Genomic DNA, 19,514 nt, shown 5'->3' with positions numbered 1-19,514 from the left:
TGGGCGAGCTGCCTCTCCCTCTCGGCGAAAAAACCTGCCTCATTCAACATGGGCAGGCCCAACGGCGGCTGGGAGCGCCGGGCTTCGCCACAGCACGGGCCAGTAGGCTTCGTTCAGCCCCATGCACAGGGTCATTTGCGCGGCGCGGGTCAGCCTGAACGCGCTGCCGTCGTACTGCCAGCGCAGTGACGTGCCGCATCCACCCATGCCCATTGCCAGTTCATGGCTGCTGAGTTCCCCGCTGGCCGGATCGAACCGGATGCTGCCGTTGGGCAACATGTCCGGCATCCGCGGCACTGCATCGATCCTGGCTGGGCGGGCCTGTTCGGGATGGGCGATGGGCGTTTCATACAGGCGGTATGAACAGTTGTACGCGGCGCAATCGGTCTTGATGATCACCAGCGCCTGGCGATCACTCAGGGCAAAGGCCTCGCCTTCGGCGGGGGTGTCGTCGAGTTGGTCCTGCTGCCATGACGCGCGCGTGGTCGCCATGACCACATCCCGGATGTGTTGGGCCTGGGGCGGGGTCAGCGCCACTGGCGGATACCATGGGGGCAGGGTCGGACGGGGTGGGGCGGGTGTTACAGTGCTGGCGCTGGCCGCCCCCTGGCGTACCAGCGCCGTGACGGTGCCGACCCGGCCCTGTACCGAGTCCATCAGCAGCAGTGCTGCGCTCATACCGGCCAGGGAGGCGAACGACTGGCCGTCCTGGGTGGGAAGGGTCAGTTCGTTGCCATTACGCAGCTCCGCGATCAGTGCTCTGGCCTGATCGCCAGCCGCACTCAGGACCTCGGGCACATCACCCTCTTTCAACTCGCCAGCGGCCAGGGAAGTGCGCAGCGGCTTGCCGTCGAGCAGCGGCTTTCCGGTAGCGGGGTTATAGCTGAACATCCCGACCCGTAATACGCCTGCGGGCCCCGCTTCGCGGATGATACGCAGGCTGAAGGTGAGCCTGGCGCCCGTATCGTCGCGCATGGGAACTGCGCCGATGGCGGTGCACGAGCGAATGTTGTCGCACGCGACCACTCAATCCTTGATCTCCCGGTAGAGCGGTACCTGTTCTTCTGCATAGGCAGCGCAACTGGTGACGACGAGCAGCAGGGTGACGAGAGGGCGGGCCATAGAGCACTACCTGGGCATGGGGGCGGCGATATTAGGCCATGAGTCAACCCGCAGGGTTAACCGTTGGCCGCGCGGCACAGGAAAAAGAGCCGTTGTCACAACAGCGCCTTGAGGCTCGGCGGACCACTGCTTCGACTTGACCAGAGGTTTGCTCACGGCAGCCGTCAGCCAAAGGCCCAATGCAGTTCCATCTTCTGCAGGTCCAACTGCCCATTGCCGCCACCGAAGGGATCATCTGCGTGCTGATGGCGAACCCCGTTTCTGGACCCGCCGCACGGCCTTCACCTGGCAACCAGGGCATCTGCCAGGGGACATGCCGATGTTCAATCTCCCTGGCCTGGAACGTCCTGTAGAAGCCCACCATGCCGATTTTGTCAGTTGCATTTACTCGTACGCCGAGCCCCTTTGAGAAGGTATCGGGCACGCGCCCCTTGCTGTCGGGCGGCGACCCCTGGCTGCCCATCAGGCTGGAGAGCTCCCCCGACGGTCATCATCGGCCGCAGTGTCGCTATCCGGGCTGCTTTCATGCTTCGAGATCCTTGGTTCTATGAGAGGTGAGGCGTGGAAGCGTGCAGGCAGGCAGTGCCGAGCGGGAAGGGTAGCTTCCCGCCCAATCCTCCAAGTGCTTGATTGGGAGCTATCACCGTCGCTGCTAGACGAGAGGTGGCAGCCGTACGCAGATTAGCAGACCGGTGCAATTGGAAACCGGCGCGCCCGAAGACGCCCTGCGCACGACCACCATAAGGCAGATGGGTGAAGAAATTTTCACCTGAGGCTTGAAGGTCGCGAACAGTCTTCTAGGCTGATGTCAAAATGACTCTAGCCAGGGAGGGAATGATGAGAGAGCTTTTGTCGTTTGCTTGCGTGGGCGCGGTTCTTCTCATGAGTGCAGGCTGTACAACCCCACCCATGGCGCCTCCTGACGCATTAACGGACTACAGACCGGTGAGCCAGTTTGGTTCGGAGCCGGTTCCGGAAAATCTCAAGAACAGGGTTGAGCAGGTTTGTAAGCTCGTCGGTGTGGTGCCCAGTCCTGATGATGCAACGAAATTCGTGGTACGAGCGCTTCAGAAGACCTATGTCAGGTCATGCCAATACGCTTTCTACAGTGACAAGGTGAAGGATTTCAAGGCGTATTCTGATGAGGCAACTCTTGGTTTTGCGTCCATTACAGCGATAGGTGCTCTTACTGATAGCCACTCTGACTTTGTAAAATCAATGGCCGGGTTGACAGGGTTGACAGCTGGCTTGCGAGTTTATGCAAACCCCAATGTGCAGATTTCAACTTATATAAAGGCGGCAAATGCTACCCAGTGTCTTGGTGGAAGCCTTCAAAGGTTGAATAAGTTGACGGTTCAGAACAAAATTTTATTAGGCGATTTGGCGTCGACTGAAAAGGCTATTGAAGATGTTCGTGGGGGTTTGAATAAAATAAAATACAATCCTGAAATGCAGTCTGCGCTGATTTCCACGGCGCCAGGCCCAGAGGTTTTGAGCTTGTTGAATCAGGCGTCTGATCCGGATGCTGATGCAGAAAGTAAAAAGGCAGCATTGGAGTTTTTGAAGAATATCGAAACACTGACTGATGAAAGCTTGAGAAGTATTTATGGGAAAATATTGGCTACCCTAAATTCGCAGGCTTTCAATGTGGAGAGTGCTACTCAGCCTATAAAGGCTAGTCATGTTGGTCGGGGTGGTGGCTCAGGTGATAAGGATAAAATAATTTTTTCCATAAAGAGCTCTGAAAAATATCAGTCTCTTGTTTCTGATGATGCGAGTGGTTCTTACGATATGTATATTGGGTTGTTGGATTCCCTATATGTGGCCAAGGCAGAAGATGATAAAATTCCTTATGCTGAGCTGATTCGGATAAATGATGATTTTGATAGGTGCATGACGACATATGCGGCAAATTGAAAGGGCCGGTGGCTCCTAAGGTTTAGGAGCCTTGCAGACATCTCCTATAGTGGTAGAGTATTCGACCTATTTTTATCTGCCGACAGTGCGGTTCACGCTATTTCCCTTGAATGTCTACTCACAGGGAAAGGAACCGCTCATGAAACCCATCAACTACAAGGCCTACCGCAGTACACGCAGCCTCGACGAACGCGTGCGCCTGCTGGTGCTGCATTACACCGCCGGTGACTTCGCCACTTCCGTCGCCGCGCTCACCGGACCCAGTGTCAGTTGCCATTACCTGGTACCCGATGTCACCGACCCAAGCTATATCCAGGCTGGCTTCAGCCAGCAGGAAGTCTTCAGCCTGGTCGACGAGGGAAAGAGTGCCTGGCACGCGGGCGTCAGTGCCTGGGGCGGCAGAACCCGACTCAATGACTCCTCGATCGGCATCGAGATCGTCAACCTGGCCTCCGAGAGCGAGGGAGCGTTTCACTTCCCGCCCTACGAACCCCGGCAGATCGAAGCCGTGAAACAGCTGGCCCTGAATATCCTCGCCCGCTACCCCAACATCGGCCCAACCCAGGTGCTCGGGCACTCGGATATCGCCTGGCGCCGCAAGAGCGATCCGGGGGCGGCCTTTCCCTGGCGTGAGCTGTTCCTGGCAGGCGTCGGGGCCTGGTTCGACGAGGCGACCCGCGATAGCTACCAGCAGCAATACATTCGCGACGGTTTGCCTTCCCAAACCGCGGTATTGGCGCTGTTCCAGCAGTACGGTTATGAGGTAACGGACGCGGATACGCCCGAGGGATTCAAGCAATTGGTCAGGGCTTTCCAGTTGCACTTCCGGCCGACGAACTACGACGGGGTGATGGACGCCGAGAGCGCAGCCATCCTGGCGGCACTGGTGGCGAAGTATTTTCCGGTGACGGCATAGATATCGAGTGAGGTTCATGCGGATAGCCGGCTCATCCCGTGGAAATCAATCGAATCTCATGTCAATCACGATTGGCGGATTTTATATGTATACTTATTATAAGTTTACTTATAGAAAAGGAGTTCGCCATGCCCAACCGCCTGCACGCCAGCGCTTCATACAACCACGAGACCCACGCCTCTGCGGCAACCATTTGGGCCTTTTTTGAGGCGGTTCACCTATGGAAGGACTGGAACGCGGGCGTCCATTCATGTGCGCTTGACGGGCCGTTCGCCGCAGGCACGTGGATGACGATGGTGCTGCCCGACCAGGAGGTCATCCGGTCGCAACTGGTCGAGGTCAATGCACCGATCGGGTTTACGGACGAGACTGTGCTGGGTGATATCACCGTTCGTGTCAGGCACGAAATCATGCCGTTGGCCAATGGCAACCACTTGATCGTCTATTCGATCGAGGTGACGGGAGAGGGGGCCGAGGAAGTCTGCGCGCAAGTGTCCAGCGACTTTCCTGACGTTTTGCGCGCACTGGTGGCCCGAGCAGAGCGTGCGGTGGGCGCATGAGCCCGAGCCAACCGAAGCCGCTGCCAACCCGTCATGAGGGGCCGTCAGAGAGCCCGGGTTTTCTGCTCTGGCGTATCTCCAACAGTTGGCAGCGCGAGCAGCGTGCCGCCTTGCAGCCGTTGGGTCTGACCCACACCCAGTTCGTGATGCTGGCGGTCGCCACCTGGTTCGGCGCCCAGGAGCCCCTGACCCAGGCGCGCCTTTCGCAATTGACCGGCAGCGATCCGATGACCACCTCCCAGGTGGTCAGGACGCTGCTTGCCAATGGGTTGTTCGTCAGGGAAATCCACCCCACTGACACGCGGGCCAAGATTATCTCCGTCTCCGAGGCCGGTCGGGATATTGCCCAAAAGGCAATCGTCGTGGTGGAGGAGGTCGATCGCAGGTTCTTTGCCGCGCTGGGCGAGCAGCAATCGAGCCTCGTCGGTCTTTTCCAGACGCTGCTCGAACAGAGGCACCACACCGATTGAGCACGTAACCAGAAGCAGGAAGAAGGCGCTTGCGCTCGACCGGGCAGAAACGGTGTTGCGCAAGCCGCATCAGAGGACTGTATTCAGTTGGACGTTGGCCGGCAGATCCGGCACCAGCAACTGAACCCCGGTACGCCACAGTCGCCTTCCAGCACGTGAGCCGCGTCGGTGGCTGGGGTAAGATGTGGCGATTCCAATCACCGCGTCCCCCTTTAAGCAGTCGACGGTAACAGCATGATCGAAGTAACCGAGGTTTCCATCGCGCAATTGCGCGCCGCGCTCGAATCCGGCCAGACCACGGCGGTGGAGCTGGTCCAGGCCTATCTCGCCCGGATCGATGCCTACGATGGCGCCGACACGCCCACCGCGCTCAACGCCGTGGTGGTGCGCAACCCCGAGGCGCTCGCTGAAGCGCAGGCCTCCGATGCCCGCCGTGCGCGCGGCGAGACCCTGGGCCCACTGGATGGCATTCCCTACACCGCCAAGGACAGTTACCTGGTCAAGGGCCTGACTGCGGCGTCGGGCAGCCCCGCCTTCAAGGACCTGGTCGCCTATCGCGACGCCTTCACCATCGAGCGCCTGCGCGCCGCCGGGGCGATCTGCCTGGGCAAGACCAACATGCCGCCGATGGCCAACGGCGGCATGCAGCGTGGCGTTTATGGCCGGGCCGAGAGCCCGTACAACGCCGCCTACCTGACCGCGCCCTTTGCCTCGGGCTCGTCGAACGGTGCCGGCACGGCGACCGCCGCGAGTTTTTCCGCCTTCGGCCTGGCCGAGGAAACCTGGTCGAGCGGCCGCGGGCCGGCGTCGAACAACGGCCTGTGTGCCTACACCCCGTCGCGCGGGGTGATTTCGGTCCGCGGCAACTGGCCGCTGACGCCGACCATGGACGTGGTGGTGCCGTACGCCCGGACCATGGCCGACCTGCTGGAAGTGCTCGATGTGGTGGTCGCCGAAGACCCGGACACCCGTGGCGACCTGTGGCGCCTGCAGCCCTGGGTGCCGATTCCGAGCGTGGCCTCGGTGCGGCCGGAGTCCTATCCGGCGCTGGCGGTTGGCACGCGGGCCCTGGCCGGCAAGCGCCTGGGCGTGCCGCGCATGTTCATCAACGCCGACCCTGAGGCGGGCACCAGCGCAGCGCCGGGTATCGGTGGCCCGACCGGGCAGCGCATCCACACCCGCGCTTCGGTGATCGACCTGTGGCAGCAGGCACGCCAGGCCCTGGAAGCGGCCGGTGCCGAAGTGGTCGAGGTGGATTTCCCGCTGGTGTCCAACTGCGAGGGCGACCGCCCCGGAGCGCCGACGGTGTTCACCCGCGGGCTGGTGTCCAAGGAGTTCCTGCACCATGAACTGTGGGACCTGAGCGCCTGGGCGTTCGACGATTTCCTGCGGGCCAACGGCGATCCGAAGCTGAACCGTCTGGTGGATGTCGACGGGCCGAAGATTTTCCCGCATGACCCGGGCACCTTGCCGAACCGCGAGGGCGACCTGGCCGCCGGCATGGACGAGTACGTGCGCATGGCCGAACGTGGTATCACCCCGTGGAACGAGATCAGCACGCTGCCTGATGGCCTGCGCGGGCTGGAGCAGACCCGGCGCATCGACCTCGAGGACTGGATGCAGGAGAAGGGGTTGGATGCGGTGCTGTTCCCGACCGTGGCCGACGTCGGCCCGGCCGATGCCGATGTGAATCCGGTGTCCGCCGACATCGCCTGGAGCAACGGTATCTGGGTGGCCAACGGCAACCTGGCGATCCGTCACCTGGGCGTGCCGACGGTCACCGTGCCGATGGGCGTGATGGCCGATATCGGCATGCCGGTGGGGCTGACCTTCGCCGGCCGTGCCTATGACGACTCGGCGCTGCTGCAACTGGCCGCGGCGTTCGAAGCGACCGGCAGCAAGCGCCTGGTTCCGCCGCGTACGCCGCCGCTGGGCGCCGGCAAACAGTAAGCACCGAAACGGGATTGGCGTCACGCTGGCGCCAATCCGTCTGTTCACCTCGAACCAGAGCTCTCTGGCCTTATGCCTGGTCTTTCTCGGCGGACCTGGCCTGCGCCCGGTACTGCTTCACTTCGCCCAAGCGCAGGTCTTCGGGCAGCCCACCACGATGTTTGCTGTGGCCGACGCGCTGGGCGTTGTAGATACCGGTATGGCCCGACACCAGATAGCTGGCGATGCAGGCGATGGCGGCGAACGGCGCGATCTCGGCACCGAACAGCTCCATGGCCATGACGATGGTTGCCAGCGGGGTGTTGGCCGCCCCGGCGAATACCGCGACGAAGCCGAGCCCGGCGAGCATGGCGAACGGCAGGTGCAGCAGCGGTGCCAGGGCGTTGCCCAGGGTGGCGCCGATGTAGAACAGCGGCGTCACTTCCCCGCCCTTGAACCCTGAGCCCAGCGAAGCCACGGTGAACGCCAGCTTGCCGAACCAGTCCCACGGCGCCAGCGGCATCTGGAATGACTGGACGATACCGGGAATGCCCAGGCCGATGTACCGGTGGGCATCCAGTGCCCACACCGCGACGGCGATCACCACGCCACCGAGCAGTGGCCGCAGCGGCGGGTAGCCGACCCGCCGTTTCACCCAGGCGCCCAACCGGTGGGTGGCGGTGGCGAACAGCAGGCCGGCGAGGCCGAAGACGACACCGGCCAGCATCGTCGCCGTGATGCTCCAGAACTGCACCGGCACCACTTCGCCGATCGGGTAATGGGTATGCGCCACGCCCCAGGCCAGGCCGACCTGGTCGGCGACGATGGCCGCGACCATGCAGGGGAACAGGGCGTCATAGCGCATCCGGCCGATGGCCAGCACCTCCAGCCCGAACAGCGCCCCGGCCAGCGGTGTGCCGAACACCGAGGCGAAGCCGGCGCTGATACCGGCCATGAGCATGATCCGCCGGTCTTCCCGGCGCAGACGCAGCCAGTGGGTGATCTGATCGGCCAGGGCGCCACCCATCTGCACCGCGGTGCCTTCGCGACCGACCGAGGCGCCGAACAGGTGCGACACCAGTGTGCCGCCCAGCACCAGCGGCACCATGCGCAGTGGCACGGTCTTCTTCGGGTCGTGGATCTCGTCGATCAGCAGGTTGTTGCCGGCGTCCACCGGCTTGCCCAGCCAGTGATAGACCAGGCCGACGGCGAGGCCGGCCAGCGGCAACAGCCAGATCACCCACGGATGGCTTTCGCGCCATTGGGTCGCATGCTCCAGCGAGAACAGGAAGAACGCCGAGGCACTGCCGGCCAGCAGGGCTATGGCACTGGCCAACAGCAGCCATTTGCCGAGGTAGGGCAGGAGATCGAGTTGTTCGGGGCGTGAAAGTCTGGACATAGGGTCAGCCACAGTCATCGTTTGGGTCTGACCAGCAGGGATTCTGCACGCGCGCGCCTACAGACCCGAACTGATCAGGTGTCTGTAGGCATCATCAGCTGCAGCAGCACAGCGGTTGGGAACGGAGGAATGCCATCTCCGGAGCGCTGATCATAGCCAGTGGCAATGGGCTTGTAAAATCTTGTTACGTGTTCGGCCCAGTGTGTTGGGCCTTGATGATCAATGAAGCTGGCAACGGCGCTTCGGGCAGGCGCGGTTCCTCAATGGACTCCAGCCGCCAGGCCGGGGCGAGGGTGGCGAGCCAATTGCCCAGGGTGCGGTAGAACCAGGGCATCGGCTGCCAGTCGCCGGGGCCCATCGCGGTGAAATGTTCCATTCGCCAGCCGTCCGCGTAGGGTAGCTCCGAGCACAGTGGGTGTAGCGTCTGGATGATCAGGTGGGCGTCGGGGCGGGCCGTGCGGGCGAGGGCGGCCAGCAGTTCGGCGGTCTGCTCGTCGAGCAGGGAGAAGTTGCAGACGATCACGTCGAAGTCTGTGCCGAGCCGTTGCGGTTCAGCAATGATCTGGGCGTAGGACAGGCAGTGGAAATCGCCCGCGCCGGCTTGTGTCGCCAACTCCAGCAGCGGTGGCGAGACATCGACGCCGGTGAGCTGGCCGCCGTGTTCGGCCAGAGCCCGGCACAACCAGCCTTCGCCACAGCCGACGTCCAGCACCCGGCCCGGCAGGCAGGGCCGCACGGCGTTGATGATCGCGGCGTTGGTGACTTCCTGGCGACTGCGTATCTGCCCCTCGCGGATCGCCGTGGACCAGGCCCGGGCGTTGCCGGTCCAACTGTCGATCAGGGCTTTCGAGGGATCGTCGTGCATGTCAGCCGCCTTGCCGGGAGGATTCTCCCCGGCAGTGTGCGGCCGAATGCACGTTCGTGACCAGTACGTCTTGCGGGGTTACAGGGTGAACTTGCCCACCAGCGTCTGCAGGTGGTTGCCCAGACGGGTCAGCTCGACACTCGACGCGGCGGTTTCCTCGCTGGCGGTCGAGGTCTGCTCGGAAATGTCGCGCACGTTGATCACGCTGCGGTTGATTTCTTCGGCCACCGCGCTCTGCTGCTCGGCGGCGGTGGCGATCTGGTGGTTCATCGACTCGATGGCCTGTACCGATTCGCTGATGCCATGCAGCGAGGCCCCGGCCCGGCGGGTCAGTTCGACGCTGCTGTCGGTCAGGGTACGACTGCTGTCCAGGCTGCTGGCGACCTTGTCGGTGCCGCCCTGCAGGCCGGTGATCAGTTGTTCGATTTCTTCGGTGGAACTCTGGGTGCGTTGCGCCAGGCTGCGTACCTCATCGGCCACCACGGCGAAACCGCGACCGGCCTCGCCGGCCCGGGCCGCCTCGATGGCGGCGTTGAGCGCCAGCAGGTTGGTCTGTTGCGCCACCGACTTGATGACGTCGAGCACACTGCCGATCCTCTCGCTTTCCTGCTTGAGGTCGCTCATCGCCAGGGTGGAGTTGCCGACCTCGTCGGCCAGCCGCTCGATCTGCGTCATGGCCTGGGCCAGTACCTCGTCGCCTGCGCGCGCCTCGTGGCTGGCGTTGACCGCGGCGCTGGAAGCCTGTTCGGCGTTGCGTGCCACTTCCTGTACGGTCGCCGCCATTTCGTTCATGGCGGTGGCGACCTGGTCGGTCTCGTGTCTCTGGTTGTTGACTCCCTTACGGGTCTGTTCGGTGACAGCCGACAGTTGCTCGGCGGCGCCGGAGATGCGGATCACGCCGTCGCGCAGGCCACCGATCAGCTCGCGCAGGTTGAGGGTCATGCGCTGCATGCTCAGTTGCAGCAGGCCCAGTTCGTCACGGCGCGAAACCGTCGCGTTGTCGCTCAGGTTGCCGTTGGCCACCTGTTCGGCCCGGCGCAGGGTTTCCATCAGCGGGCCGACGATCAGCCGGGTGATGGCCCAGGCGGCGACGATGCCGAGCAGCAGGGCGGCGAACAGGGCGCCGGCGAGCAGGTTACGGGCGGCCTCGACATCGTCGCGACGCTGGTCGATCTGGTCCTGGGACAGTTGCTGGGTGGCCGCGAGCAGGTTCTTGATGTCGCCATCGAGTTGCACCTGAGCGCTGTCGGCCTTGTCCTGGGCATCGGAGAACAGGGCAACGGTGTCGCGGTAGCTGCTCATGGCCTGCTGCAGGCGCTGCACGTCGGCGGTCATGGCGGCCGGGAGGTGGCTGAAGAGGGTCTTGATGTAGGCGATAGCGTCATCGATCGCCTCCTTGGCCGGCTTCTGCAACTCGGGCTTGAGGCTGTAGCTGTAACCGCGCAACTGGAAACGGGCCTGCTGGACCACCGTCTGTGCTTTCACCAGGCTGTCGATCTGGGCCTGGTCGCCGTTCGGCGAAGTGGCCATCTCCATCAGTTTCTTCAACTGGGCGACGGCTTCGTCGGCGTGACCGCCAAACACCGCGCGAGTCGCATCCCGTGCCTGGACGGCCTGGCTGAAGTCGTTGAAATGCGCCCGGTAGCTCTTGGCGACCGTGCTGGCGTTTTCGAGGAGGGGTCGGCTGGCCGGGGAGCGGAACACCGAGCGGTCGTTGGCCAGGTGACTGTCGAGGCTGTCGAGCAGTTTGACCACGGCGGCGGCGCGCTCGGCGTTCGGGTTGATGCTGTAGAACAGCCGGGCATTGCGCACGTCGCGGGTCAGGTCGTTGAGCTTGGCAATGTCGAGGATGCGGTCGCTGCGGTCGCCAAGAGCCCGGATGCCCAGCCAGCCGGTGGTGGCGATCAGCAGGGTCAGCAGCATGACGACCCCAAAGCCCAGGGTGAGCTTGGCTCTGACACTGATGTTTTCCAACAGCCTGTTGAGTGGGGCAAGCATTCGGGCAATCTCCGCCGGGATAAACCGCTGGTATGGAAGGGGATACGTGCCGATCGAAGGGGCACGGCCGGAGTATCGGTCGAGGAAATTGAAACTTTATGTTTCAGGGCGTGTAATTTCCCACGGGCTTTTGGCGCGAATGCCGTGAGGTGCACGCGGTGTGAGGGCATGACGGGGCAGGCCGCTTCTGGGATACTTTGGGCCTTTCGTCAGAAGATAGCGTCGAGCCTTGCAGGGACCTGCCCTGAGTGGCGTGGGACCAGGAGGCAATAAGGATGTTGGCGGTACTCAAGCGTTATCCGACTTCGGTCAATCTGCTGCTGTTTTCAACGTTGATCCTCACCCTGGGGCGGGCGATTACCCTGCCTTACCTGGTGATTTTCCTGTCCACCCAGTTTTCCCTGGCGATCAGCGAGATCGGCCTGACGGTCGGCTGCGCGCTGGTGGCTGGCTCGCTGCTGAGTGTCTACAGCGGCTACCTGACCGACCGCGGCTCGAGCTTTCGCCTGATCCTGGGTTTCACCGTGCTGTTCATGCTCGGTTTCATCGGCATGTGCATCACCCATCGGCTCTGGTTGTTCTTCCTTTTCCTGGTGCTGTTCAACTTCGCCTATGCGGCGGTCGACGTGGTGGTCAAGGCGACCCTCGGCCGCGTCCTGGCGGAAGCGGAGCAGGCCGGGGTGTTCTCGGCGCGCTACACGCTGATCAACATCGGCTATGCGGTGGGGCCGTTCGTGGGCGCGGGCCTGGCGCACCTGGATGTTCGGCTGCCGTTCGTGGTCTCGGCGCTGCTGGGCGCGCTGGCGTTCCTGGCGTATTACCACTTCGGCGAGCGGCACCTGGCGCCGGTCGACCGGACCCGCGCGCCGGTGTCCTTCATCGGCGTGGGACGGATTCTGCTCAGGGACAAGCGCCTGGTCTGTTTCACCCTCGGTGGCCTGCTCAGCGCGGTGGTGTTCGGGCAGTTCACCGCGTACCTGTCGCAATATCTGGTGACCACCACCAGCCCGGAATTCACCTACCGCATCATCAGTGCGGTGGTGGCGGTCAATGCGGTGGTGGTCATCGGTTTGCAGTTCCTGGTGGGCAAGCGCATCAGCCATGAGCACCTGAACCTGTGGCTGACGGCCGGCTTCACTCTGTTCCTGCTGGGGGTGACGGGTTTTGCGTTGTCGAGCACGGTGTTGCACTGGTCGCTGGCGATGGCGGTGTTCACCCTGGGGGAAATCATCGTGTTTCCGGCCGAGTACATGTTCATCGACCGGATCGCCCCGGCGCACCTGCGCGGCATGTACTATGGGGCACAGAACCTGTCGGCCCTGGGTGGCGCGATGGGGCCGGTGCTCTGCGGCTTTGCCCTGGCCTGGTGGGCGCCGCAGTTCATGTTCTACATGCTGGCCGGGTTCATCATTGCCGGTGGCTGTTTCTACCTGATGGGGGCCAGTTATGCGCGCCAGCATGAGGCGGCGGGGCAGGGCGGGCGCTGACGGCATTCAGGTGCAAGGCTGGGCGGCCCTTCGCGGGCAAGCCCTGCACCGTCCACACGGCCGCCTTCGCCGGCAAGCCGGTTCCCACAGGAGGGCGCGCCAGGCACAGGGGCGGTGTGGCGTGAACCCAGCAGGTTTACCGGGTGACGCCCTTGGCCTTGGCACTGGCCATCTGCTGCGGCTTGCAGTTGAGGTAGGTCGAGGACTTCAGCCAGTGCCGGTCAGGGTACCAGGAGAACATGAACTGGCCGTCCTTGAGCTTGTCGACCACCTGTTTCGCCACTTGCGGTCGCACGGCCGGGCAGCCCTGGCTGCGGCCGATGCGGCCTTCGCGCTGGCTCCACAGGGGGCTGACGTAGTCTGCGGCGTGGATCACGATGTCGCGGTCGCGGGCACGGTCGTTGAAGCCCGGTTCCAGGCCGTCCATGCGCAACGAGTAGCCATGGGTGCCCTCGTAGCTCTCCTGGGTGCGGAACAGCCCCAGGCTCGACTGGTAGCTGCCGACCCGGTTGGAGAAACGGGTGGCGAAGTTCTCTCCGGATTTCTGCCCGTGGGCGACCAGGTCACGTAGTACCAGGGTGCGCTTGCGCAGGTCGAAGATCCACAGGCGGCGGGCCGTGGAGGGCAGTGAATAGTCGATCACCGCCAGGCGCTCGGACTGTTCATGGCCGCGACCGACTGCACACTGCATGGCATTCAGCGCGCTTTTGAGCACCAGGGGGTTGAGTTCCGGCGCGGCGTGGGCGAGGCTGCCGTACAGCGTCGGTTTTGCCGCGCTGGCGGCCAGGGCTGAACCGAAGGGCACGGCCAGGGTCAGAATAATCAGGCAGAGTCGATAGCAAGATGTCAGCATGTAGAGAGCGTCTCCGCCTTCAGTGCAGGTTCATGCATCCCATGGGTTGTGCGATCCCGGCTGTCTCGAGGGTTTTCGCCTCTGTTATAACCTTAGACCGCCCGCGCGATAATCGTGGATGGGAGCCTAGCCCTTGTTCAAAAAACACGCATGTTACTTGAGCCTTTGCCTGCTCGTTGCACCACTGGTCGCGACGGCCGACGATCTGCTCGGCGATCCCCCCACGCCGTTGCAGGCGGCGCTTGCCCAGTTGCCGACGAGTTGTCCGGGCCTGGCCGCGCAGTTGGATGCGCCGACACAGCTGAGGTTGCAGGCGTTCTACCAGCAGCAGGGTAATGTTCCGCTCTGGTCCGTCGAGGGGCGTCTGGCGGCGTTGCAGGCCCAATTGCCGCTATTGGCTGACGATGGGCTGGACCCGGCACGCTATCCGCTGGCCCGGGAGCCGGGCGCGGGTGATCCGCTGTGCAGTGATATCCAGATCAGCCGGCAGTATCTGCAAGCCCTGCATGACCTGCGTTATGGGCGCCTGTCACAGGCGCGTTTCGAGCCGCTCTGGCGTTCCCAGCCACCCACCGGCGAACCCGATGCCGAGCTGCTGACGCTGGCCGCGACCGGCTTGCAGGACATGGCCCAGGCCTTTGATCAGGCTCGCCCGCATGCCGAGTTGTACCGCAGCCTGCGCAGCGCCTATGCGGCGCAGCGCCAGCAGCCGCTGCCGCATTGGTCGGAACTCGCCTCCGGTCCGCTGTTGCGGCCCGGCATGGAGGACGCACGGGTGCCGGCCCTGGCCCGGCGCCTGCTGGCCGAAGGTTACCTGCAGCGCCTGCCCGCCGGTCCTGAAAAGGTCTACGGCGAGGACCTCGCCGAGGCGGTCAAGCACTTCCAGTACCGGCATTCGCTGCAGGCCGACGGGGTGATCGGGCCGGGCACGCTGGTCGAGCTGAACATCAGCCCGGCGCTGCGCCGCGAACAGTTGCGGCTGAACCTTGAACGTTTCCGCTGGCTGGCTCCGGACCTGGAGCCCGAGGGCGTGCTGGTGAACGTCGCGGCGGCGCAGTTGAGCTTCTATCGTGACGGTGAACCGCTGTGGCAGACGCGCCTGCAGGTTGGCCGGGCCGATCGGCAGACGCCACTGCTCAAGTCGCGCATCACCCGCCTGACCCTGAACCCGACCTGGACCGTCCCGCCGACCATCCTTCGCGAGGACAAGCTGCCGGCCATCCGTCCTGACCCCGCGGCCTACCTCGCTCAGCAGAACCTGCAGGTGCTCGACAGCGAAGGGCGCCTGCTGGCGGCGAACGAAGTCGACTGGGAACGACCGGGCAACATCCTCCTGCGCCAGGGCGCCGGCCCGCGCAACCCGCTGGGCAAGATCGTCCTGCGTTTCCCCAACCCGTTCTCGGTGTACCTGCACGACACCCCCAGCCAGCCGCTGTTCTCCAAGGGGCCGCGGGCGTTCAGCTCGGGTTGCGTGCGGGTCGAGCAGCCGTTGCACCTGCGTGATCTGCTGTTGAGCAGCACCGAGCGAACCCGCACCGATGACCTGCTGGCCAGCGGTACCACCCATGAGTACCGGCTGACAGCCCCGGTGCCGATCGTGCTGGGGTACTGGACCGTGCAGGTCGACCACGATGGCGCCTTGCTCTACGCGCCGGATATCTATGGGCGTGACCCCGTGCTCTTGAAAGCCCTGGGCAGTTCCTCCTGATCGCGGCGAAGGTGAAGGACTGATTTGTTCCCTATTGCTACCTGTTTTTGTATATTAGGTAGCAATAGGGAGTTTTGGTATTCACATGTTTGAAGAGTTCTACACCGTTGCCCAGGCTGCCGAGCGTTTGCAATTGCACGCCAAGACGGTCCTGCGCTTTATCCGCGAGGGCCGCCTGGCGGCGACTCGCATTGGCAAATCCTATCGGTTGAAGGCCGCAGACGTGGCGGCCTTTGTCGGCAGGGCGGCGGCCGAAAACCTGCCACCTGAGCCGCTTCGCGCCACCTGTATCGTCGAAGTGCCCGCCCTGTCGGTGCCGCAGGCCGAGCGTCTGGTCACCCTGTTGCAGGCCACGCTGATGGGACGCCGTGGCGAGGCCGAACCGATCCAGTGCCAGACCGCCCATGACCTGTCGCGCTCGCTGCTCAAGATCGTGCTGATCGCGGCACCCGCCGATGCGGCGGCGCTGTTGGCGACGATCCAGGCACTGGTGGACGACTTCCAATGAACCGTTTCTACAAGCCGGCGGCCCTTGAGCGGCAGGTGCTCGACCGTTGCCGGGAGGTACTGTCGAGCTGGCCGGTGCCGAACCAGCAGTTGCGGTTGCAGACGTCGCATGGGGAAACCTTTGTCGTGGCGTGTGGTGACCCGAGCGCAACGCCGGTGGTGCTGCTGCACGGCTCGCTGTCCAACGCGGCCGCATGGATGTTCGAGGCGGCCGATTGGTCCCGGCATTTGCGCGTCTACGCGTTGGATATGATCGGCGAGGCGGGCTTCAGCGCCGCGACCAGACCGGCCCTGGCCAGTGGCGCCTATGCCAGTTGGCTGGCCGAGGTGCTGCAGCAGTTGGGGATCAATAGGGCGGCGCTGGTGGGCGCTTCTCTGGGTGGCTGGCTGGCCGTGGATTTTGCTTCGCGCCATCCCGAGCGTGTGGGGCAGTTGGTATTGCTCTATCCCTCGGGCATCGGCCGGCAACGGGCGTTCTGGTACAAGGCGCTGCCGTTGCTGTTGCTGGGGGAGTGGGGGCGCCGTCGGGTTCGGCGACAGGTACTCGGGGCTCCTCCCCGGGGCTTGTCGGCCGAGGCGCTCGGGGTATTCGAGTTGATGGAACTGATCGGCCGCAGCCTCAAGCCCCGCCTGGAAAAGGTACCGGTCCTCGATGATGCGGCACTGCGTCGCCTGAATATGCCGCTGTTGGTGGTGGCCGGGGGCAGAGACGTATTGCTCGACAGCCGTGAGACCATGGCGCGTGTGGCGGCTCATGTGCCCCACGCGGTTACCCGTCTGGTTGCCGAGGCGCCGCACTATGTCCGGGGGCAGGGCGACGAGGTACTGGCGTTTCTGCGCAGCGGGAAGGAGGCCCCCCATGCATGAGAACACAGTGCTTCGAATGGGCTCCGTGCGGGTGCTGGCCTGCGCCGACAGCGGCGCAGTGCTGGTGCATGAGCAGGATGCTCGCGAGCTGATCGCCGCCGCCTGGGCGGTGCAGGCGAGCTGGCTGGCAATTCCCGTGGAACGCCTGGCCCCAACGTTCTTCGATTTGCGCAGCGGCCTGGCCGGCGCGCTGTTGCAGAAGTTCGTCAACTACCGGCTGCATGTGGCCGTCATCGGTGACCTATCCGCCCATACCCGAGGCAGCAAGGCCCTGGCCGAGTTCGTGGCCGAGTCCAATGCCGGTGGGAACGTCTGGTTCGTTTCCTCCCGGGCGGCCTTGCTGGCCCGCCTGACGGAAACTGCAATTGAGCGCTGACACGACGATTGCGCCAGTGCGGCAGGTGCCGAGACGGTGTTCCTTGGCTATACCTACCTTTCCTGTACCGGTAGTGGCCAGCCAAAAGGAGTGTCGGCATGAAGTCAGGATTGATGATCGGTGCGTTGTGCGTCGCCGCGCTTGCGGTGGTCGGTTGTGCGGGCCAGTCCGCTCAATCCGATCACTACTCGGGTTTTCTCAAGGATTACAGCCTGCTCAAGCGGGAGAAGACCCCCTCGGGGGCCGAGGTGATGCGCTGGGTCGACCCCCGGCTTGAGCCAAGGAAATACACCCGGGTCTATATCGAACCGACCCAGCTGTATCCCGCGCCCCAGCCCACGGCGCAGATCCCCCTGGCGACCTTGCAGGGCATCACCCGCTACTACGACCAGGCCCTGCAGCGTGAGCTGGGCAAATCCCTGCCGTTGGCCAACGGGCCTGGCCCCGGCGTGGTGGTGGTCCGCGCGGCGATCACCGCGGTCAGCAGCAAGACCGAAAGCCTCAAGCCCTACGAGCTGGTGCCGATCGCCCTGGTAGCGGCGGCGGTCAGCACGGCTTCGGGGATTCGTGACCAGCAAACCACGCTGGCGACGGAAACCGCCTTTCTCGATGGCCAGAGCCATGCGGTGATTGGCGAAGTGGTCCGCCAGGGTACCGGCAAGCCGTTGGAAAACACCAGCCAGGTGATGCAACCCGATGATGTGAAAGCGGTCATCGACGGCTGGGCGGCGGACATGCACCAGTCCTACCTCCGGCTGCAGCGACACTGAGCCGGGCCGGGCAGGCGTTTCACCTGCCCGGTCGTTCCTCGAGTGGAGGCAGGCTCAGTTCGAAGGTGGCGAACCTCAGCCGGTCGGCCAGCCGCTCCCGTGTCAGGGCGAACAGCTCCTTGAGGCAGGGCAGTTCGAAATGCGCTCGCATGGGTGCCAGGGCGCTCCAGTAGCCGGTCAGGATCCAGGCACGCGGGCATGAGGTGCTGCGCGCCAGGCTGTAGGCCGTGCAGCCGGAGCCGGTTTGCAGGGCCTCGAGCAGGTGGCCCAGGCGATCCTGCAGGGCTGTGGTCGCCTGGCCGAGTGCGCGGATTTCAACGGTGCTGATGGCAACCAGGGGCAGGGCCCCCTCTATCGTGGATGGAATGGGTTGCACGGCCTTCGCCTCAGTTCGCCAGGTAGTCCCGGGCCCGTGCCAGGGCTTCGTCGCGGCTGGCGACGATCAGCATCGGGTAGCCCCAGAATTTCTCGTAGGCGGGGGCGAAGGACTCGGTCGCCGCCCGGGTCGCCGCATCGGCCTCGACATAGATCGCCACCTTCACGAAGGCCCGCAGCGGCTCCTTGTGGCGTTTCATCCACAGCGAAACCTGCTTTCGCTCCTCGTGGGTGTGCTCATAACGACCTTCGCCGAGGCCCTCCTCGTTGAGCAGAACGAAGGGCTGCTGACGTTCCAGCAAGGCTTCGAAGCCGGCGAAGGGGTTGTCGTCGGCGGCCAGGCCTGTCCGGTTTGCCTGCATCCAGACCAGTGGGAAGTGGGTGTCATCGACCTGCATGTCCGTTCTCCTGGGTTTTCACTGCAATGACTTCACGATACCCGGCCCCTGGCTGGACGTCATTGCGCAATATGGCCACACTATTGTTCAAAACGGCCAAGGGCCGTTCATCATTCAAGGACAGCCCGGCATGCTACAGATTCCTTTCGACGACCCGGCAGGCTACGGGGCGGTCGACGAAATCCCCCGTCCCGTTTATGCCCTGCATGCTTCGCGGGTCTCCGACGGCTGGGAGTATGACCTCCACCAGCATCGCAAGGCGCAGCTGTTGTATTCGGTGCGTGGCATCCTCAGTTGCGAGGTCGACGAGGGGGTCTGGATCGTGCCGCCGCAGTGCGCGGTCTGGATCCCCGGTGGCCTGCAGCATGTGGCGCGCAGTGCCGGCGAGACGGAGTGCTACTGCCTGTTCGTCGAGCCCGATGCCGCACCGGACCTGCCGAAGTTCTGCTGCACCCTGACCGTGTCGCCGCTGCTGCGTGAACTGCTGTTGCGGGCGGCGAGCTTTCCCCAGTTGTATGCCGAACAGGGGCGTGAGGCGCGGCTGGTGGCGACGCTGCTGGACGAACTGTGCCAGGCCCCGGTGGAAGACCTGCATCTGCCCATGCCGCGGGATCGGCGCCTGCGTCAGTTGGCCCAGGCACTGCTGGCCGAGCCCAGCGCCAGGATTGCCATGGGCGAGTGGGCGCGTCGCATCGGCATGAGCGAGCGCAGCATGAGCCGCCTGCTGCTGCAGGAAACCGGGGTGAGCTTCGGCCGTTGGCGCAGGCAACTGCATGTCATTCTTTCGTTGCGCCGCCTGAGCCGGGGTGAAAGCGTGCAGACCGTGGCCCTGGACCTGGGCTACGAGAGCTCCAGCGGTTTCGTCACCATGTTCCGCAAGGCCGTCGGCAAGCCGCCGGCGCGTTACCTGCTGGAACGGACCGCGGAACTGTCCCGCGAGGGCGACTTCGCCAGGGTGCCGGGCATCGTGCTGGCCGGCGAGCCGGACCGGCAATGA

19 protein-coding genes and 1 riboswitch are annotated in these 19,514 nt (G+C 64.0%); of the genes, 12 read left to right on the top strand and 7 right to left on the bottom strand.

Features of this window, described 5'->3' with window-relative positions:
• Positions 1 to 39: 39 nt before the first annotated feature.
• Positions 40 to 1,026 (bottom strand): DUF1176 domain-containing protein, encoded by a 987-nt coding sequence (locus ACM62G_RS30545; protein ID WP_419736369.1) that lies wholly within the window; start codon positions 1,024 to 1,026, stop codon positions 40 to 42.
• A 933-nt stretch (positions 1,027 to 1,959) separates the two neighbouring features.
• On the opposite strand from ACM62G_RS30545, the gene ACM62G_RS30540 reads away from it, so the two are divergent.
• The 5 genes from ACM62G_RS30540 to ACM62G_RS30520 all read left to right on the top strand — a co-directional run bounded on the left by ACM62G_RS30540 (position 1,960) and on the right by ACM62G_RS30520 (position 6,935).
• Positions 1,960 to 3,039 (top strand): hypothetical protein, encoded by a 1,080-nt coding sequence (locus ACM62G_RS30540; RefSeq protein WP_419736368.1) that lies wholly within the window; start codon positions 1,960 to 1,962, stop codon positions 3,037 to 3,039.
• Positions 3,040 to 3,178: 139 nt separating this feature from the next.
• Positions 3,179 to 3,955 carry an N-acetylmuramoyl-L-alanine amidase gene (locus ACM62G_RS30535; RefSeq protein ID WP_419736367.1) on the top strand — a complete coding sequence of 259 codons (777 nt, stop codon included), beginning with the start codon at positions 3,179 to 3,181 and terminating at the stop codon, positions 3,953 to 3,955.
• A 128-nt stretch (positions 3,956 to 4,083) separates the two neighbouring features.
• Positions 4,084 to 4,515, top strand: coding sequence for an SRPBCC family protein (locus tag ACM62G_RS30530; protein ID WP_419736366.1), 432 nt, complete (start codon positions 4,084 to 4,086; stop codon positions 4,513 to 4,515).
• The gene (locus tag ACM62G_RS30525; RefSeq protein WP_419736365.1) at positions 4,512 to 4,985 is read left to right on the top strand and encodes a MarR family winged helix-turn-helix transcriptional regulator; all 474 of its coding nucleotides are present in this window, start codon (positions 4,512 to 4,514) and stop codon (positions 4,983 to 4,985) included. Before ACM62G_RS30530 ends, ACM62G_RS30525 begins: the two co-directional genes overlap by 4 nt.
• A gap of 234 nt (positions 4,986 to 5,219) precedes the next feature.
• Entirely contained in the window at positions 5,220 to 6,935 is a 1,716-nt protein-coding gene (locus tag ACM62G_RS30520) for an amidase (protein ID WP_419736364.1), read from the top strand.
• A gap of 70 nt (positions 6,936 to 7,005) precedes the next feature.
• Here ACM62G_RS30520 and ACM62G_RS30515 read toward each other — a convergent pair whose 3' ends face one another.
• The 3 genes from ACM62G_RS30515 to ACM62G_RS30505 form a co-directional block, all read right to left on the bottom strand.
• Complete coding sequence (locus tag ACM62G_RS30515; protein ID WP_419736363.1) at positions 7,006 to 8,313, bottom strand: voltage-gated chloride channel family protein; 1,308 nt, start codon at positions 8,311 to 8,313, stop codon at positions 7,006 to 7,008.
• Positions 8,314 to 8,391: 78 nt separating this feature from the next.
• Positions 8,392 to 8,462, bottom strand: a riboswitch (Fluoride riboswitch).
• A gap of 35 nt (positions 8,463 to 8,497) precedes the next feature.
• Entirely contained in the window at positions 8,498 to 9,178 is a 681-nt protein-coding gene (locus tag ACM62G_RS30510) for a class I SAM-dependent methyltransferase (protein ID WP_419736362.1), read from the bottom strand.
• A 78-nt stretch (positions 9,179 to 9,256) separates the two neighbouring features.
• Positions 9,257 to 11,176, bottom strand: a complete 1,920-nt coding sequence (locus ACM62G_RS30505; RefSeq protein WP_419736361.1) for a HAMP domain-containing methyl-accepting chemotaxis protein — start codon at positions 11,174 to 11,176, stop codon at positions 9,257 to 9,259.
• Between the two features lie 275 nt (positions 11,177 to 11,451).
• Between ACM62G_RS30505 and ACM62G_RS30500 the strand changes: the two genes are divergently transcribed.
• Positions 11,452 to 12,663: an MFS transporter gene (locus ACM62G_RS30500; protein WP_419736360.1), complete on the top strand. Its 1,212-nt coding sequence runs from the start codon at positions 11,452 to 11,454 to the stop codon at positions 12,661 to 12,663.
• Positions 12,664 to 12,799: 136 nt separating this feature from the next.
• On the opposite strand, the gene ACM62G_RS30495 is transcribed toward ACM62G_RS30500, so the two are convergent.
• The gene (locus tag ACM62G_RS30495) at positions 12,800 to 13,516 is read right to left on the bottom strand and encodes a murein L,D-transpeptidase catalytic domain family protein (protein WP_054061227.1); all 717 of its coding nucleotides are present in this window, start codon (positions 13,514 to 13,516) and stop codon (positions 12,800 to 12,802) included.
• Between the two features lie 133 nt (positions 13,517 to 13,649).
• Here ACM62G_RS30495 and ACM62G_RS30490 point away from each other — a divergent pair, with 133 nt between their 5' ends.
• The 5 genes from ACM62G_RS30490 to ACM62G_RS30470 all read left to right on the top strand — a co-directional run bounded on the left by ACM62G_RS30490 (position 13,650) and on the right by ACM62G_RS30470 (position 17,744).
• A complete protein-coding gene (locus ACM62G_RS30490) occupies positions 13,650 to 15,224 on the top strand; it encodes a L,D-transpeptidase family protein (RefSeq protein ID WP_419736359.1) in 1,575 nt (524 codons plus the stop codon).
• 85 nt (positions 15,225 to 15,309) lie between these two features.
• Positions 15,310 to 15,732, top strand: a complete 423-nt coding sequence (locus tag ACM62G_RS30485; RefSeq protein ID WP_419736358.1) for a helix-turn-helix domain-containing protein — start codon at positions 15,310 to 15,312, stop codon at positions 15,730 to 15,732.
• Positions 15,729 to 16,598 (top strand): alpha/beta fold hydrolase, encoded by an 870-nt coding sequence (locus tag ACM62G_RS30480; RefSeq protein ID WP_419736357.1) that lies wholly within the window; start codon positions 15,729 to 15,731, stop codon positions 16,596 to 16,598. Before ACM62G_RS30485 ends, ACM62G_RS30480 begins: the two co-directional genes overlap by 4 nt.
• Positions 16,591 to 16,974 (top strand): DUF4180 domain-containing protein, encoded by a 384-nt coding sequence (locus ACM62G_RS30475; protein ID WP_419736356.1) that lies wholly within the window; start codon positions 16,591 to 16,593, stop codon positions 16,972 to 16,974. Before ACM62G_RS30480 ends, ACM62G_RS30475 begins: the two co-directional genes overlap by 8 nt.
• A 98-nt stretch (positions 16,975 to 17,072) precedes the next feature.
• A complete protein-coding gene (locus ACM62G_RS30470; protein ID WP_273820458.1) occupies positions 17,073 to 17,744 on the top strand; it encodes a DUF3313 domain-containing protein in 672 nt (223 codons plus the stop codon).
• 19 nt (positions 17,745 to 17,763) lie between these two features.
• Here the strand turns inward: ACM62G_RS30470 and ACM62G_RS30465 are convergent, their stop codons facing one another.
• Entirely contained in the window at positions 17,764 to 18,120 is a 357-nt protein-coding gene (locus ACM62G_RS30465) for an antibiotic biosynthesis monooxygenase (protein WP_273820459.1), read from the bottom strand.
• A 10-nt stretch (positions 18,121 to 18,130) separates the two neighbouring features.
• A complete protein-coding gene (locus ACM62G_RS30460; protein ID WP_273820460.1) occupies positions 18,131 to 18,517 on the bottom strand; it encodes a hypothetical protein in 387 nt (128 codons plus the stop codon).
• Positions 18,518 to 18,647: 130 nt separating this feature from the next.
• On the opposite strand from ACM62G_RS30460, the gene ACM62G_RS30455 reads away from it, so the two are divergent.
• Entirely contained in the window at positions 18,648 to 19,514 is an 867-nt protein-coding gene (locus ACM62G_RS30455; RefSeq protein WP_054061235.1) for an AraC family transcriptional regulator, read from the top strand.

Origin of the sequence: Pseudomonas sp. COR18 (genome assembly GCF_048568395.1) — a bacterium.
GTDB classification, from domain to species: Bacteria; Pseudomonadota; Gammaproteobacteria; order Pseudomonadales; family Pseudomonadaceae; genus Aquipseudomonas; species Aquipseudomonas fuscovaginae_B.
The sequence above is the reverse complement of the archived record's forward strand: the minus strand, read 5'-3'. Positions and strand labels throughout refer to the sequence as shown.